Origin of the sequence: Pseudomonas canadensis, from assembly GCF_030980095.1 — a bacterium.
In the GTDB taxonomy this organism is placed as follows: Bacteria; Pseudomonadota; Gammaproteobacteria; order Pseudomonadales; family Pseudomonadaceae; genus Aquipseudomonas; species Aquipseudomonas canadensis.
The window spans coordinates 3,024,902-3,040,001 of sequence record NZ_CP133298.1; the positions used below are offsets into that span (position 1 = coordinate 3,024,902).

A 15,100-nucleotide genomic window follows, 5' to 3' on the forward strand; every position below is an offset into this window, starting at 1 on the left:
CCAAGTGCCCCCCCTGGGTTCTTTCTAATTCGCACCCAGCAATGATTTACCGATTGCGTTGTAGCGGTGCGATGAGAAGGCCCCAAAGCGTCTCTGCACCGCCTTCTTGAGAAAGCTTCTGGTCTTGGCGAGTGTGGAACGCCATGCCGAAGGTTTTCAGGTACATGGACTGGTCGTCCGTATTTACGGTGAGCGCCTCGTTGTACGAGCCGCCGCCAAACGAGTCTCCATGGCTGTAGTAGATACCGGCACCCATCTGGCCGCCGGTGAACACTGCCGCTTTTGCACCCCCGTATGTGACGTGCAGGCTTCTATTGATTGACGTTGATGTTCCCGGTTGCGCCACTGATGTCGCGGAAGATTCCGAAAAAATAAAAAATATATATAAATCAATATGATGATTTTAATTCGCTACAAGCTCTGCGCTTTCGTCGTTTTATTGGCTGATTAATATCAAAGGGCCATATTGACAGATTGTTGGACGATATTTATTCTTTGCAGGATGTTTCAAGGACTGAACGCGATGACTAATGGATTAGTTGCACCTGCCCGCCTGTGCCTCATAGAAAAATTCCTGTTGTGCCCACCGGACCGTCTCACAACGGTTCTTGATCATGATTCTGCCTTTTGCCTGACGCAGTTGGACCTCAAGTCTAAGGTTTATCAGGTGCGTCAGGTACTCCGCCAACGTGCCCTTGAACCGGGGCAGGTCGTAGCGATCTGCATGTCTTCGAGCATGGAGGTGCTGACCGTGGTGCTCGCCGCGTGGGCCGAAAGATTGGCAATCGCGCTTCTGCCGCACGATTTAACTCATACGACAATGCGTGATGGCAGCGGGTTGGCCGCAATGCTGGAGTTGATTGAACCTGCGTTGATAATGACCAGCGGGACGATAGCGACGAAGTTGCCGGGCTCATGGTCAGACGTCGCCCTGACGGATGACGAGTTGCTCAAGCAGATGAGCGCGATAGCCGATTACGTCGATGAGCCAGCCTTGAGCCGCCCTGAAGACTTGGCGATTTTACAGTTCACATCTGGCAGTACCGGAATGCCTAAAGCGGTGTGCATCAGTCAGTCGATGCTCAGTTCCAATTGTCAGGCAATTGCCGAGCGTGTAAACGTCGACACGACCGACCGGATGGTCAGTTGGTTGCCGCTTCACCACGACATGGGGCTTTCCGCATTGACGCTGGCCTGGTGGTGTTCTATCGATCTGGTGCTGATGCCAACTCACGAGTTTTCTCGACAGCCCATGTCTTGGCTGCAGGCACTTTCTCGCTTCAAGGGTACCTTGTCACCAGCGCCAACTTCTGCATTTGCCTTGCTCAGCCGCCTCGCCGGACGCGTGCGCGAAGGTGAACTGGACTTGTCCCATTGGCGCTATGCCTGGGTGGGTGCCGAGCCAGTGTTTTATGACCACCTCCGTCAGTTTGAAATTGCCTTCGCAGTTCATGGCCTGCAAGTGGGTGTACTGCAACCGGCGTACGGTATGGCGGAAGCAGTGGTTGCGGTTTCACTCAACGCGCCTGGACAAGGTATGCGCGTTCGCTGGTTGGACACTCAAAGCCTGCACAGCTCAATGCTGTTCAAAGAGCAAGCGCCTGGCACTCCCGGCTCTGCACCTTATCTAGGAAATGGCACGGCAGTCGGTGAAACCGAATTTCGAGTCGTAGATGAACACGAAATTTGTTTGACGCAGGGCCAGCTTGGCCGGCTGCAGATCAGGGGCGACAGTATCATTCGCCGTTACTTGAAAATGGATGCGGTGCGACCCGAAGCAAAAGATTGGTATGACACGGGTGATCTGGGCTTTCTGCTGAACGATGAAGTGTTCATTACCGGGCGCAGCAAGGACTTGATTACGCGTGCAGGCGTCAACGTCAATCCGCACATTATTGAATGGGCGCTGGAAAGTGCCTTCAATTTAGCTGCCGGTTCTGTCGCTGCCTTCTCCTGCATCGACATTCAGCGTTCAAAGGAATGCGTTGTAGTGGTCATGGCGAGTAATGCTCTTGGCACTCGGGATCCAGCGGAGTTGCGTCGCGAAGTGGCGCAGATCGTTGTACGCCAAGCCGGCGTCCAGGTGGATGAGGTGCTGCTGATCCGCCGCTCGGAATTCCCTAAAACCACAAGTGGGAAAATCCAGCGTCAGGCATTAAGTCGACTGTATTTGAGTAACCGTTTGAGTTCTGCTGCCGTCACTACTGACCGCGTTTCCGCTTAATCATCTTTTACAACAGCACGGATTGCATACGTGCAAGGAGCACTTGTGTTTGATGTTATTTGCCAGACGATAAAAAGCCTTTCAATACAGGGAATTCTACCGGCTCATTTGAACAGTTCCGAGATAAAGGCTAACGATACGCTGTTGGACTTGGGCTTGGACTCAATGGGGCAACTAACGCTGCTCTCCGAGTTGAAAGGTCGTTTATCGCTGAGCTTGCCTGCCGACCAAGTTGATGCGACGACAACGCTTCAGGAGTTGGCGATGATACTTGAGCGTGCGAACACACTCGCGTTTTCCGCGGCGGTATAAAGGGATCGTCTATGTCCACTAATATGTCTGTAAAAATGCCGTGGTTCGTCAGTGCCAAGGTCGACACGCTGGCTATTCTGGTTGGAGGCCCATTGATTTCGGTCGCGCTGTTACTGGCTATTATGCAGGGACCGGCGTTTCTGGTGGGCGCGTTGTTATTTGCGCTGTTCCTAGATATTCCCCATGTACTGCATACGCACGTTCGATTGTTCGCTGAGCCGCAGGAATACCAGCGCCACAAAGTACAATTCTGGGCGGGATTAGTTGTTATCACTGTCTTGTGCGTCGGCCTCTACAGCCTGAATGCTTTACCTTGGATTGTGGCGATCTGGGTTTATTGGCAGCCCTATCATGTGTGTAAACAGCATTTTGGTGTGGCGGCACTTTATGCGAAGAAGGCCGGGTATAAACATTCCACTTTGCCGATTCGCAACATGGTATTGGCCGGGTTTGCTGCGCCGCTGATTTATCGCATCACTCACGGTGGTTTTCATTTTGGAAACTACGAACTGTTTGAGCAGACGCTGCCGTTTGCGAACATCTCAATTCCAACGCCGGCACTCGCGCCGTTCTGGGCTTGGTTGGCATACGCTGTATTCGCAGCCACGACGCTTCAATTCCTGGTTGCCGAGCGGCGACAGCAGCGTCATCAAGAAGCCTTGCCGCGGTTCGTCTTGGTCATGCTGGCGGTTTCGCTGGGTCTGTATAACGCCGCTTACCTGCTGGTGAACGATCTGTACGCGCTTATTTTGATCGGTACCAGCATCCACGCGCTGCAATACCACTTGGTGTGCACGTCTACCGTAATGGCTGGACTGCGCCGAACTGAAACCCAGCCAGCCGTCACAGGCGCCTTGGGTGTTGCACACGGTTGGGTCAAGCGGATGGGGGCTAAACCGTGGATCTGGTTCAGTACGCTGGGGCTGGCCAGTCTGTTGGTGCTCAGCCTGGAGATGCCTTCCGTAGGGCTGGTACCGCTGATCATCGTTCTGCATCACTTCTATCTGGATGGTGTCATTTGGAAACGTCGGTGAAGCCTGTCGCAAACCTGGACGGGCGTACCTTCGTGGACGAGTTGCGCCCATTGATCGAGGACTTGCGACGCCATCATGCATGGCGCTATCGCTTGGACTTCGGATTGAGCATCGGCTTGTTCTGGGTCGCACTGTCCATGCTGGAAGGCGCCGGTTCTGTGACTTGGCCTTTATGGTATGGCACGGCGGTGTTCACGCTTTACCGGTCGGCCATGTTCATTCATGAGCTGAGCCATATGCCGCGCCGCGCTGTACCCGGGTTCAACCTGATGTGGAACCTGGCGTGTGGTATCCCACTGCTGTTGCCATCGTTTTTGTATTTGAGCCATATCGACCACCATACCCTTGGGCGCTACGGCACTCGCCAGGATCCGGAGTACCTGCCCTTTGAGCAGCAGTTTGGCCGCAGTGTGATCACCTTATTGGTCGGTACGCTTTTTACGCCGCTATTGCTGTTGGTACGTTTTGCAGTACTTGGCCCGGCCTCTTGGTGCATTGCGCGGCTGCGTCGGCGGGTCATCGAGCGATACAGTGCGGTCACCTTACATGCCGCCTACCGAAACACGGCGACGCGTTTTCGTAGCGCACGCGGCTACAACTACCTGCTGGAGATAGCGACCAGCCTTTATGCGTGGGGGCTGATCGCTGCAGCAGGCTCAGAGATGTTGCCGTGGTCGCGTGTCGGCCTGTTCCTTGCCGTCATTTATGGTGTGTTGTTCATCAACATGTTCCGTACATGCCTGGCGCATCGGTATGCCTCCAGCGGCGAACCGGTATCACTTCAATGGCAATTGGCCGATTCGTCGACCCATGATCGCCAGGGAAGTTGGCTGGAACTGCTTGAGCCCCTGAGCCAACGCTATCACGCCATGCATCATCTTTTTCCGGCATTGCCCTATCACTCTTTGAGACCAGCCCATGAACGAATCATGGTGGCCGAGGGTGTGGCGGCGGATCTTTATCGACAGACAGCGGGTCGGCTATCGCCCGTTTCGTCACCCTACAGCACAGAGAATCTTTCATGAGCCCTTGGCAGCAAATCAGTCCATTTGAGCAGCATATGAATCCTGCGGTCGGCGAATTGATTCGTCGGGTAGGGCTCGACAAAACGTTTGTCCGCGGGGAGGGCTGCTACCTCTATGACGCACAAGGACGTGCTTACCTGGATTTTCTCGGTGCGTACGGTGCGCTGCCATTCGGCCATAGTCCGGACGCATTGCTGGCCGAACTGGCCAGCTTTCAACTGAGTCGGGAACCGATCTTTGTGCAGCCATCCTCCCTGGCGGCAAGTGGGTTGCTTGCACAGCGTCTATTAACAATCGCGCCAGGCGATTACCGAAGCGTGACCTTTCAAAACAGTGGCGCCGAAACGGTAGAGGCGGCACTTAAAGCCTGCCTTATCAAGACAGGTCGCAAGCGCATTTTGTCGACCCACCAGAGCTTCCATGGCAAGACGCTCGGAGCGCTTTCAGCGACAGGCTCGGATAAATATCAGGAAGGTTTCCAAGCGCCGTTGCCTGGTTTTGATTTTGTTGACTATGGCGACATTCAGGCCCTTGAAGACCAATTACAGCGCCACCCTGACGCCTACGCTGCAGTAATCATTGAACCGGTACAGGGCGAGGGTGGAATCAATCTGCCGCCGCCCGAGTACTTGCAGCAAATCAGGGCCGCCTGTGATCGCAGCGGCACCCTGTTGATTATCGATGAGGTTCAAACCGGACTGGGACGCACCGGGCAGATGTTCGCCAGTGCGGGGGTGCAAGCGGACTGCCTGCTGCTGGCGAAAGCCCTGGGCGGCGGGGTCATGCCGATCGGTGCCTGCCTGCTCAGCAAGAACGCGTACAGCGAAGACTTCCAGAACAAGCATTCATCTACGTTCGGCGGCAACACACTGGCCTGCCGCATCGGGCTGAAAGTGCTGGATATACTGGACGAACGTCAAGACCTGCTGGACAGCGTGCGAGATAACGGACGCTACCTGCTGGAACAGCTCAACGAGCTGGCGGCAAGACACGCTTCGATCATCAAGGAAGTACGCGGTGCGGGCTACCTGATCGGCATCGAGTTTGATCTTGATCGCAGTCACTATCCGCAATTCTACGGCGGCTTCACCGGCATCATGGGGGAGCAGGAAAGCCTTGTTCCCATTCTCGCAAGCTACTTGCTCAATGTTGAAGGTGTACGCGTTGCACCGACCCTCAACGGCGCGAACGTGATGCGTGTCGAGCCTCCCCTCATTGCCGGGCGAGCCGAGTGTGAAGTGTTTATCCAGGCGCTGGCTCGCACACTGCAATGGGTGGAGGAGGGGCGTACGGGCACATTACTTGCGCATCTGCTTGATGCTCAGCCCTGCTCGTCGGGACCACCGCCAGCGCCGCTGCATCAGATCAGCTTTACCGAGGCAGTGCCTGATAACCATTTTGCATTTGTTTTGCATCCCCTGGAGCTCTCGAACTATGCCGAATTCGATGAAAGCCTGAGTCATTATTCTCAACAGTCGTTGCGCATGCTTGAAGAGCGCTTGAATCCGTTGATGGACCCATTTTTCGTCTCTACGGTCGAGCTTACATCGCCTGCCACCGGTCGCAGAGTGACCGGTGATCTGATCATGGTGCCACGCTCCGCGGCGCAGTTGGCGGCGATGCCCGTTGAGGAGTCCTGTGAACTGATCGGCCAGGCCATCGACATGGCCAAGCAACGCGGTGCAACGTTGGTCGGGCTAGGCGGGCATACCTCAATCGTGACTGGTGGTGGCTTGCGTTTGTTGGATAAAGGCGTGGCCCTGACGACGGGTAACAGTTACACGCTGCTTACAGCGGTCGAGGCATCGTGCCGTGCGGTTGAAATGACAGGGCGCCGTATGCAGGACATGCGCGTTGCGGTTATTGGTGCCACCGGAAGCATAGGCTCGGCCATCGCGCGGTTGATTGCGATGCAGGCCGGACAGGTCACCCTGGTGGGTAACCCGATGAGTGCACGGTTCAATACGCCGCGCTTTGCCTCTGTCATTACTCAGTTGGTGAACTTCTGCACGCAGGGCGTGCCGGCGCCCGGCAGCGTACTTGCCGGAATCGCTGAGCGTTTGAATGAACACGATAGTGCGGATCTCGCAGCCTTGTTGTTGACTGAAAACGGTGAGCGTACCGCGCTGCGCTGGAGTAACGACATCAACCTTTCGTTGGCCGACGCTGACTTGGTACTGATTGCGACTAACAGCGCCGAGCGTTTTATCAGCGCCGATGACATCGCCGAAGGGGCCATCCTGTGTGATATCTCCCGACCCGCCAATGTCAGCCAGGATATCTCCAGTCGCCGGCCGGACGTGCTGGTGCTTGACGGTGGCATTGTCGAAATGCCCGGAGAAGCACGCTTGGGCTCACGTTACGGTATCCCGCAAGACCTCGCATACGCCTGCATGGCCGAAACCATGATGCTCGCCCTCGAAGGTATTTCCTGCCACACGAGCCTTGGTCTGGACCTCAGCAATGATGACCTTGAATTGGTTCAATCGTTGTCCGTGCGCCACGGTTTCATGCTGGCTGGATTTCGCAGTTTTGATAAAGCCCTCGATCCCGATCAGTGGCGCAGATACGCCGAACGATTCAGCACCGCTACCGCTGTCGAAACCATCTAAGAGAGTATCCGAGTATGCCCGTATTGGTAAAAACCACCCTCATCAAGGGGCGTAGCTGTGCCGAGGTGTTCGACTTCTGCATGGAAGGTGTGAACTTCCCGAAGATCTTCCCGGAGCGCGTTACCCCACTTGGAAACATAGATATTGCTGACCTGCGGATCGAGCAAGGGCGTCAATTCCGTTTCCGGCATTGGATGTTCGGGTTTATCCCTGCCAATTGGACCGTTGGCATTCGCGAAGTGAAAGACAACGAGTATTTCATTGATGAAATGATCAAGGGGCCTCTGAGTGCGTTCCGGCATGAGCATCGCGTTGAATCCGCTGCCGGGGGGACGCTTTATACCGATCGAGTGACTTATCACGCCATAGGCGGTGCGCTGTTTGAGTGGTTGTTTGTCGACGCCTATATGGACCGGATATTTGAAGCACGTCACCGCAACATGCAACAGCTTTTGGACCTCTCATGATTGCTGTCGAAGCAGTGGATACTGCAAAGCGGTTAAGGCAGTTTATCGACCTGCCTTTTCGTCTGTACGCCGACGACCAGCACTGGGTTGCGCCCTTACGCAGTGACATGAAACGGATATTGTCACCACGACATAACCCCTTCTTTCGCGAAGCGCAGATTGAGCATTTTCTGGCGCTGGATGATCAAGGTCAGGCCCAAGGTCGAGTCAGCGTATGTATTCACGCGGCATACAACCTGCGCTTTGGTCATGAGCACGTTTTTTTCGGTTTTTTTGAAGTCGCGCCAGACCCCGCCGTCACGAGGGCATTATTCAATGCGGTAGGTCAATGGGCGAGAGCGCGTGGCAAATCAAGGTTACTGGGGCCTTACAGTTATACCTCGACACAGGATGCTGCGTTGTTACTCGAGAACATCGACGGCCGGCCTCCCACGCTGCTGCAAACCTATAACCCGCTTTGGTACGCCGACGCTCTCAAGCAGGCGGGTTTCGAGTTGGCTTTCACCTTCAGCACGTATGGGGTTGACGTGGAGCAGTACCGTGCGCGACGCAAGGCCAGCCGCAGTGAAAAAGTATTGCCAGGTAGCCAGTTCAGTGTGCGCAGTGCTACGCGGACTGACTTGCGTTCGAATCTGGAGGAAATCCGCTGTTTGTTCAACAGTGCATTTGCCGAGAACTATGAGGTCGCGCCGATCTCCAAGGCCAGTTTCAAATTCCAGATCGATAGTGTGAAGACGTTTATCGATCTTGAAGGCATCAAGCTTATTGAATTGGACGGCCGGGCCGTAGCATTTTTCCTGATTTTGCCGGACCTCAACCAGATCTTGAGTCGACTCAAGGGTCATTTCGGTCTGTTCGACCTGCTCAAGCTAAATCGTTACAAGCGCGGCGTCACCGGTGGTGTCATCGCACTTATCGGTGCCGACCCATCCGTCCAGGGAAGTGGTCTAGGCCGGTTAATCGGCGATGAGATCGTGCGTTACGCCGAACCGCGCTTTCAACGTGTTGACACCATGTGGATCGACGACCGCAATCCTTCCAGCTACGTACTTGCACGTAATGTCGGAATGCGTCGGACCAAGCGCTACGGTGTTTTCGGACTCAATTTAGACCAAACCCCGGGTTAAACTGGAGCTGTAATCGAAATGGATAATCCCTTGATTTCTCTTGTGGGGCTGAAAAAATTCTACCCCAGCGGTGACGGGCGCAGTTTAGTGCTCAATGACATCAACCTGACGATACCTCGCGCCAGCATGACGGTGATCAGAGGTGTATCAGGCTCGGGCAAAACCACGCTGCTCAATGTGCTGGGCGGTTTGGATCGTGTGGATGAGGGGCTGGTCCAGGTCGCAGACGCACGCCTGAACGCCATGGACTTCAAGGCATTGACGCGTTTCAGGGCGGAGCGGGTAGGGTTCATCTTCCAGTTTCACAACTTGATCCCGACGTTGACGGTGAAGGAAAACGTGCTGACTGGGCTTGAACCGATCCGCTCAGTCACTTTGCAGGATCATGCGCGCGCGCAGGAATATTTGCGCAAAGTTGGTCTGCACGAACACGCCGAAAAATTCCCTTCAAAACTCTCCGGAGGTCAGCAACAGCGGGTCGCTATTGCGCGAGCGCTTATCAAGGAACCTCAGTTGATTCTCGCGGACGAGCCCACCGGCAGTCTTGACGAAGAGACAGGCATGCGTGTTTTTGAACTGCTGCGTCAGATGCAGGAAGAGAAGCAGGTCACGGTGGTCATCGTCACGCACAACCCCGCACTTGGGCAGCACGCCGATAACGTCTACGAGATGCGCTCCGGCAACCTGCACAGGGCCGAACCATGAACATGCTGATGCGGCATGTGCTTCGCTCGGTTCTGGTCATTCGCTATCGCTTGCTGACCATCGCACTGATCTGTGCCTCAACCTTTGGTGTGCTGGTGGGTGCCTATTCGGCGATCGACAGTCTGTTCGATACGGTTGAGGACATTCAGTCCCACGCATCGATGGCCGATCTGGAAGTCATCTTTGCGCCGGACGATCTGATCAACCTCCCGGCATTCGATGACATTGCTGGCGTAACCGCGACCCATCACCGCTTACTGATGCCAGGGTTGGTGCCTTTGGGCGGTAGTCAGCCGGTCGCAGGATTGATGGTGAGTGCCGAAGCCGCGGATTTCTCGGCGGTCAATCGACTGAAGGTCTTGCAAGGTCGCCTGCCTAATGCAGCGGACGTTGCAGGGATTGCCCTTGAGCGTAACTGTGCGAAATTCCATGCGAAGGGCGTGGGCGACCGTTTTGATTTTATTGCCGGCGCTGCCAGGTATCCGGTGGAGGTTATCGGCATCGTTGAAAGCCCAGAGTATCTGGTCGCGCCGCTGAACCCCAGTGTGTACGTGCCCAGCAATGGCTCGCTGTGTGTGTTGTTTGCTGACCAGGGCCTCATGCGCCAGCAGTTGGGTTTTTCAGCCAGCAACAGCTTATTGTTCAGCGTGTCGCCGCATGCGTCGATGAATGACGTCAAGCAGCGCATTACCGCGCGAGCGCAGTCGCGTCTGGCCGTCGATTACGTGCTGCCGCGCCAGGAGCAGTTCAGCCAAAAGTTCCTCGAGTTGGACCTCAATACCTTCAAGGTTTTCCTGCCGACGGTTGTGCTGATTTTTGCGCTGTCATCGACCTTGGTGGTGTTTTTCCTCATGTTCCAATGGGCCAAGGAAGAACGCCCGTTGATCGCGATGTTTCTCACGCTGGGCTATACGCGTCGACAGGTCGTTTGCGCTTACAGCCTGCCTGCGCTGATGCTGATTGTGCTCGCTTTGGTGCTGGGTTGCGGCCTGGCGCTGTTTGATATGTATGCATTCGGCTGGAACTATGCACGCGCCATCGGCATGCCCGAGCCACAGTTGATGTTCAAGCCAGCTTATCTATGGCGAGCCGGATTATTGCTGTGCTGCACCGTCGCCCTGGGCATGTACTTGCCGATGCGCTCGATCATTCGCATCACGCCGATGGACGCCCTGCGTGACGTTGGCGCAGGTCAGGAGCAAGCGTTTGCGCTGCGTATGGTCGCCTGCCTGCGTCATATCGGAGGACCGTTCTGGTTTCGTTATTCGTTGCGCAACTTGCTGCGCAGCTGGCGCATCAGCCTGGTCACGGTGCTGGCAATGTCGGCGAGTATCGCAATCACCATTGCCTTCTATATTTCCCTGACGTCCATGGAGCGAACCGCGATCAGCAACGTGGAGCGCGACAACTGGAGTCGCGTGGTCGATCTGGATGCGCCCTGGTGGGACGAAGATATCGGACGTCTCGAAGGCCTGGCGTCAGGCAGTCGCTGGTCGACGTTCGTCAAGGGCGGGGCGCAGGTTCTGGGCGGAGGGCAGCTGGATAACGCCAGTCTCCTGGGTATCGAGCCGGCAGACAGCGTGCGTCACGTAAACCTGATGGAAGGCCGGATGTTGTTGGACGGCGATCTTGACGCGCTGGTTATTGAACGCCGCATCGCCATCGCCCATGACGTCCACCCAGGTGACCGTTTGAATCTAAAAGTGCGAGGGAACGTCTATCCGGCCAAGGTCGTCGGGGTGTTTTCCGGGGCGCTGCCGGGTGAAGTGATTACGACGCGCCGCTTCGCTCAGCAAATGCTGTCACTGGATGAGCAGTTTACCGGCGCTTACCTGGTGGATGCGGGGAGCAGTGGCCTGGACGATGCGAGAATCTATGAGTTGGCAGGCGTGGTACGGGTTACGTCCAAGCAGAACATAGTCGCCTCCATCTTGGAGATCAGTTCGCATATCTGGGTGATCATTCACATCTCTGCGTTGATGAGTATTGCGATTGCACTGCTGTTTGCGGTGACCAGCATGAACTTCAGCATCGTGGGGCGTCGCGGCGAATATGGCGTGTTGAGAATTCTCGGTTTCAGCGACCGAAGTGTGTCGCTCATCATGCTTTGCGAAACCTTCAGCGTTGCGCTGCTTGCTGGCGTGGTGTCCATCCCGCTGGGCTATGGTCTCGGAGGCGTCCTCAATCACCGCCTGACGGACGTCTGGTTCAAGATTAACACCGACCCCGCCTTCAGTGATTTCTGGAGAGTCATCCTGCCCGCCTTGGTGATTATTCCATTCGCAGCAATGCCTGCCATTCGTCATGTATTGCGTATTCCCGCGGTAGACACGCTCAAACTCAGGAATTTTGGATGAACAGCAAACTGCTAACTGCCTTGCCTCTTTTAATGCTTTGCACATGGCCCGCCTTCGCCGACGATGCGCTGGCGGTCATGCAGGATTCTGATCGCCGTATGAAGGCACAGGACGAAAAAGTCGACTATCGCATGGAGCTGTTTGAGGGCGAGCGGCTGACCTTTACACGCCAACTGAGTCGCTTGGACAAGCGTATGAGCGACCGCATGGGCACCTTGGTACGGTTCACCGCGCCCGCGGCCGTCAAGAATGTTGCGCTGTTAATTGAGGACAGTGGAAAAGCCGCGAACGACATCTGGTCTTATACCCCTTCGACCAAAAGCTTGAGACGACTGGCCGGTTCTCAAAAGCAGAATTGGTTCATGGGGACAGACTTCACCTATGAAGACTTTGAGGACTACAAGCTGCTGAACTACACGTTCACCAGCCTCGCGACCTCCCAGCCCTGCCTCAGTTGGCCGGCATGCAGGCAGATTGAAGCGAAGGCGCGTAGCGAAGAGGCAGATATTTCCGGCTATTCACGCAAGGTCTATTACCTCGAAGAGCAGAGCCGTTACCCGGTGCAGGTTGATTACTTTAACCGCCAGGGGGTGCTGGTCAAACAGCTTAAAAGCGACGGCTTGCAAGTTGTTGACGGATTCAGCAGGCCTACGGCCCAGACCATGCACAATCTAGCAGCCAATAAGAGCACGCGGATGATTGTCGAGAAAGTGAGCATCAACCCTGGCATCTCGGATGCTGAATTCACTCAACGTGCCTTGCGCACTGAACACTGATCCCGAGAGTCCTGTATGTCGACTGAATCGCTGCAAACCCTGGTGCTAGAGTTGCTCGCCAGCACGCTGGAACTGGATATCACTGAGCTGGATACGCAACTGAGCATCGAAGAGCTGGGGCTCGACTCGCTGGACGTGCTGAAGCTCACCTACGCAATTGAAAAGCGATTCGCTGTCAATTTATCAGCGTACAGCCATACCGATATCAGCTCCGTGTCTCGCCTGGTGGAAATACTTGCTGAACGGCTGGCCTCCAAGTGAGCGGTTTCATGAACACAGTTGTCATCACCGGAGCGGGGTGTGTGTCACCGTTTGGTGTGGGTCGAGCGCGTCTTTGGGAGGGGTTGGCCACAGGACAATGTGCGATCGCACCAGTGCCTCGTTTGATCGACGTTGTCGGCGGAACATGTAACGCGGGGGCATTGCCGGATGATGCACTTGATGGCCTGTTCACGGCCAATGAGTTGTTACTGTTAGACCGCGCGAGTCAGTTTGCACTGCTGTCGGCGGCAGAGGCGCTGGCCATGGCCGGTCTCAACCCGGCCACGGTTGACCCCTACAGGTGCGCGGTCTACATGGGCACCGCCTTGGGTGGCAGCGAGTCGCTGCACAGCGCCTATCTGGATCTCTATCAGGCCGGCAGCGCTACACTCGCGCCGTGGACGGTGCCCCGGGTCATGGCGAATGCCGCAGCCAGTCACATAAGCTTAAAATACGGTTTCAAGGGCCCGGCGCTCACCGTCAGCACCGCGTGTGCCTCTTCCACACAGGCGATTGGCGAGGCTTATCGGTTGTTGCGATGCGGTGATGCAGACCTGGTGATGGCAGGTGGTACTGACGCATGTCTTAACGCACTGGTCTGGAAAGCGTGGGAGGCGTTGCGAGCCATGGCCCCCGATACCTGCCGGCCATTTTCCGTTGGCCGGCGTGGCATGGTGCTGGGCGAGGGGGGCGGGGTATTGGTTCTGGAGACCCTGGCGCATGCCCGAGCGCGCGGCGCACCGATACTGGCTCACGTATTGGGGTATGGGGTCAACAGTGACGCTGGCGACTTACTCAAGCCATCCGTGGAAGGCCCTGCTCAGGCCATGCGCCAGGCCATTGCCGACAGCTGCTTGCCCGTCGAGGCATTCAGTTACATCAACGCCCATGGCACCGGCACTTTACTCAATGACCGGTGCGAGACGGCGGCTATCAAACAAGTATTCGGCGCTCATGCGCCTTCGCTGGGTGTGTCATCCGTCAAGTCCTCGATAGGTCATCTGATGGGCGCTGCGGGCGTGGTCGAGTTGATTGGGGGGCTTATGAGCTCGATACACAATCAGATTCCCGGAACCCTTAATTACCTGGGGCAGGATGCCGACTGCGACTTGGACTATGTGACTGGGGGGGCGCGCGAGGCCAATGTGAAAGCGTGGCTGAAAAACTCCTTCGCGTTTGGTGGCCTTAATGTTTCCTTGGCTCTGGCTGCGCAGGGCGCTCAATGATTTTGGTCACCGGCGCCAGTGGATGCCTGGGCAGTCATATCGTGCGGGAGCTGCTGGAACAGGGTGAGCACGTGGCAGTGCTGGTCTTACCGAACGATCCAGCCGTGGCGTTGCAGAGCCTGCGCGAAGGTTTGGTCTGGCGCGAAGGCGATCTTCTGGATCCCGCCAGCCTCGGGTCCGCGCTTGAAGGCGTCACACAGATCTACCATGCCGCCGGTTTGGCGCTGCCTTACGAGTGCGAGCGCAAGCGTATGTTTGCGGTCAACGTGCAGGGAACGGTGAATTTGCTGCGGGCCGCTCGCGACGCGGGGGTCGAGCGCATCTTGCACGTATCGTCCATCGCTGCCGTTGGCTATCCGGCCGAGGAAGCGGACGAGTCAATGATCTATAACGGCGATGCATTTCGGCTGGCCTATATGCACAGCAAGCGTGATGCAGAAGATCAGGTTCGTGTTTTCTGTGCGTCGGGCATGGATATTGTCATTGCGTGTCCCTCTGCGGTCATCGCCTCCAACTGCGATGTGCTGCATGGATGGGGCAAGGTCATGCTTGATCTGCAGCTTCGACGCCTGCCGTTTATCCCACCCGGCGGCATTGCGGTCATCGGCGCGCAAGATCTGGTGAGGGGGCTGCTGGCCGTCATGGCCAAAGGCAAGAGCGGGGAGCGATATATCTTGAACGCTCATAACGTCAGCTATCTCGAATTGTTCACCTGCATGGCCGCTGCGATGGCCGTCGAAGCACCGCGTTGGCAGCCTCGCACATTGGGATGGATCGTCGCCCTTTTGCGGCCGTTGGACGTATTGCTCACGAGAATACCCCTCAGGCTCTCGGCCGATGTCGTTGCGTTGCTGGGCAGGCAGGTTCATTACCGAAGTGACAAGGCTCGTCGGCAATTAGGATTCGCACCGGCACAATCACTGGAGCATATGGTCCATGAGGCTGCAAGCTGGTTGACGAGTCGATAGGAGATT

Annotated in this window: 14 protein-coding genes; 13 read left to right on the forward strand and 1 reads right to left on the reverse strand. The window is 56.1% G+C overall.

Features of this window, described 5'->3' with window-relative positions; translation table 11 throughout:
* Positions 1–46: 46 nt before the first annotated feature.
* Positions 47–346 carry a hypothetical protein gene (locus tag RB216_RS13720; RefSeq protein WP_502937852.1) on the reverse strand — a complete coding sequence of 100 codons (300 nt, stop codon included), beginning with the start codon at positions 344–346 and terminating at the stop codon, positions 47–49.
* Positions 347–523: 177 nt separating this feature from the next.
* Between RB216_RS13720 and RB216_RS13725 the strand changes: the two genes are divergently transcribed.
* From RB216_RS13725 to RB216_RS13785, 13 genes are read left to right on the forward strand one after another with little or no spacing between them, the layout of a single operon-like run.
* A complete protein-coding gene (locus tag RB216_RS13725; RefSeq protein WP_214497066.1) occupies positions 524–2,224 on the forward strand; it encodes an AMP-binding protein in 1,701 nt (566 codons plus the stop codon).
* A gap of 45 nt (positions 2,225–2,269) precedes the next feature.
* Positions 2,270–2,536 carry an acyl carrier protein gene (locus tag RB216_RS13730; protein WP_214497065.1) on the forward strand — a complete coding sequence of 89 codons (267 nt, stop codon included), beginning with the start codon at positions 2,270–2,272 and terminating at the stop codon, positions 2,534–2,536.
* A gap of 11 nt (positions 2,537–2,547) precedes the next feature.
* Complete coding sequence (locus RB216_RS13735; protein WP_214497064.1) at positions 2,548–3,570, forward strand: hypothetical protein; 1,023 nt, start codon at positions 2,548–2,550, stop codon at positions 3,568–3,570.
* Entirely contained in the window at positions 3,555–4,595 is a 1,041-nt protein-coding gene (locus tag RB216_RS13740) for a fatty acid desaturase family protein (protein WP_214497063.1), read from the forward strand. The genes RB216_RS13735 and RB216_RS13740 overlap by 16 nt, the downstream gene beginning before the upstream one ends.
* Positions 4,592–7,207, forward strand: coding sequence for an aminotransferase class III-fold pyridoxal phosphate-dependent enzyme (locus RB216_RS13745; RefSeq protein WP_308908834.1), 2,616 nt, complete (start codon positions 4,592–4,594; stop codon positions 7,205–7,207). The genes RB216_RS13740 and RB216_RS13745 overlap by 4 nt, the downstream gene beginning before the upstream one ends.
* Before the next feature lie 14 nt (positions 7,208–7,221).
* Positions 7,222–7,674 carry an SRPBCC family protein gene (locus RB216_RS13750; protein WP_214497061.1) on the forward strand — a complete coding sequence of 151 codons (453 nt, stop codon included), beginning with the start codon at positions 7,222–7,224 and terminating at the stop codon, positions 7,672–7,674.
* The gene (locus tag RB216_RS13755) at positions 7,671–8,801 is read left to right on the forward strand and encodes a hypothetical protein (RefSeq protein WP_214497060.1); all 1,131 of its coding nucleotides are present in this window, start codon (positions 7,671–7,673) and stop codon (positions 8,799–8,801) included. The genes RB216_RS13750 and RB216_RS13755 overlap by 4 nt, the downstream gene beginning before the upstream one ends.
* 18 nt (positions 8,802–8,819) lie before the next feature.
* Positions 8,820–9,506, forward strand: a complete 687-nt coding sequence (locus RB216_RS13760; protein ID WP_214497059.1) for an ABC transporter ATP-binding protein — start codon at positions 8,820–8,822, stop codon at positions 9,504–9,506.
* Positions 9,503–11,863: an ABC transporter permease gene (locus tag RB216_RS13765; protein WP_214497058.1), complete on the forward strand. Its 2,361-nt coding sequence runs from the start codon at positions 9,503–9,505 to the stop codon at positions 11,861–11,863. Before RB216_RS13760 ends, RB216_RS13765 begins: the two co-directional genes overlap by 4 nt.
* Positions 11,860–12,639 (forward strand): outer membrane lipoprotein-sorting protein, encoded by a 780-nt coding sequence (locus RB216_RS13770; RefSeq protein WP_214497057.1) that lies wholly within the window; start codon positions 11,860–11,862, stop codon positions 12,637–12,639. The genes RB216_RS13765 and RB216_RS13770 overlap by 4 nt, the downstream gene beginning before the upstream one ends.
* Before the next feature lie 15 nt (positions 12,640–12,654).
* Positions 12,655–12,900: an acyl carrier protein gene (locus RB216_RS13775; RefSeq protein ID WP_060742439.1), complete on the forward strand. Its 246-nt coding sequence runs from the start codon at positions 12,655–12,657 to the stop codon at positions 12,898–12,900.
* 8 nt (positions 12,901–12,908) lie between these two features.
* On the forward strand, positions 12,909–14,126 hold the full coding sequence (locus tag RB216_RS13780) for a beta-ketoacyl-[acyl-carrier-protein] synthase family protein (RefSeq protein WP_214497056.1): 1,218 nt from the start codon (positions 12,909–12,911) through the stop codon (positions 14,124–14,126).
* The gene (locus RB216_RS13785; RefSeq protein WP_308908835.1) at positions 14,123–15,094 is read left to right on the forward strand and encodes an SDR family NAD(P)-dependent oxidoreductase; all 972 of its coding nucleotides are present in this window, start codon (positions 14,123–14,125) and stop codon (positions 15,092–15,094) included. Before RB216_RS13780 ends, RB216_RS13785 begins: the two co-directional genes overlap by 4 nt.
* Positions 15,095–15,100: the final 6 nt, after the last annotated feature.

Bases quoted from the DNA above. Each gene is read 5' to 3' on its own strand.
- RB216_RS13725 (WP_214497066.1), top strand. From the start codon at position 524: ATGACTAATGGATTAGTTGCACCTGCCCGCCTGTGCCTCATAGAAAAA.
- RB216_RS13735 (WP_214497064.1), top strand. From the start codon at position 2,548: ATGTCCACTAATATGTCTGTAAAAATGCCGTGGTTCGTCAGTGCCAAG.
- RB216_RS13745 (WP_308908834.1), top strand. From the start codon at position 4,592: ATGAGCCCTTGGCAGCAAATCAGTCCATTTGAGCAGCATATGAATCCT.
- RB216_RS13750 (WP_214497061.1), top strand. From the start codon at position 7,222: ATGCCCGTATTGGTAAAAACCACCCTCATCAAGGGGCGTAGCTGTGCC.
- RB216_RS13755 (WP_214497060.1), top strand. From the start codon at position 7,671: ATGATTGCTGTCGAAGCAGTGGATACTGCAAAGCGGTTAAGGCAGTTT.
- RB216_RS13760 (WP_214497059.1), top strand. From the start codon at position 8,820: ATGGATAATCCCTTGATTTCTCTTGTGGGGCTGAAAAAATTCTACCCC.
- RB216_RS13765 (WP_214497058.1), top strand. From the start codon at position 9,503: ATGAACATGCTGATGCGGCATGTGCTTCGCTCGGTTCTGGTCATTCGC.
- RB216_RS13770 (WP_214497057.1), top strand. From the start codon at position 11,860: ATGAACAGCAAACTGCTAACTGCCTTGCCTCTTTTAATGCTTTGCACA.
- RB216_RS13775 (WP_060742439.1), top strand. From the start codon at position 12,655: ATGTCGACTGAATCGCTGCAAACCCTGGTGCTAGAGTTGCTCGCCAGC.
- RB216_RS13780 (WP_214497056.1), top strand. From the start codon at position 12,909: ATGAACACAGTTGTCATCACCGGAGCGGGGTGTGTGTCACCGTTTGGT.
- RB216_RS13785 (WP_308908835.1), top strand. From the start codon at position 14,123: ATGATTTTGGTCACCGGCGCCAGTGGATGCCTGGGCAGTCATATCGTG.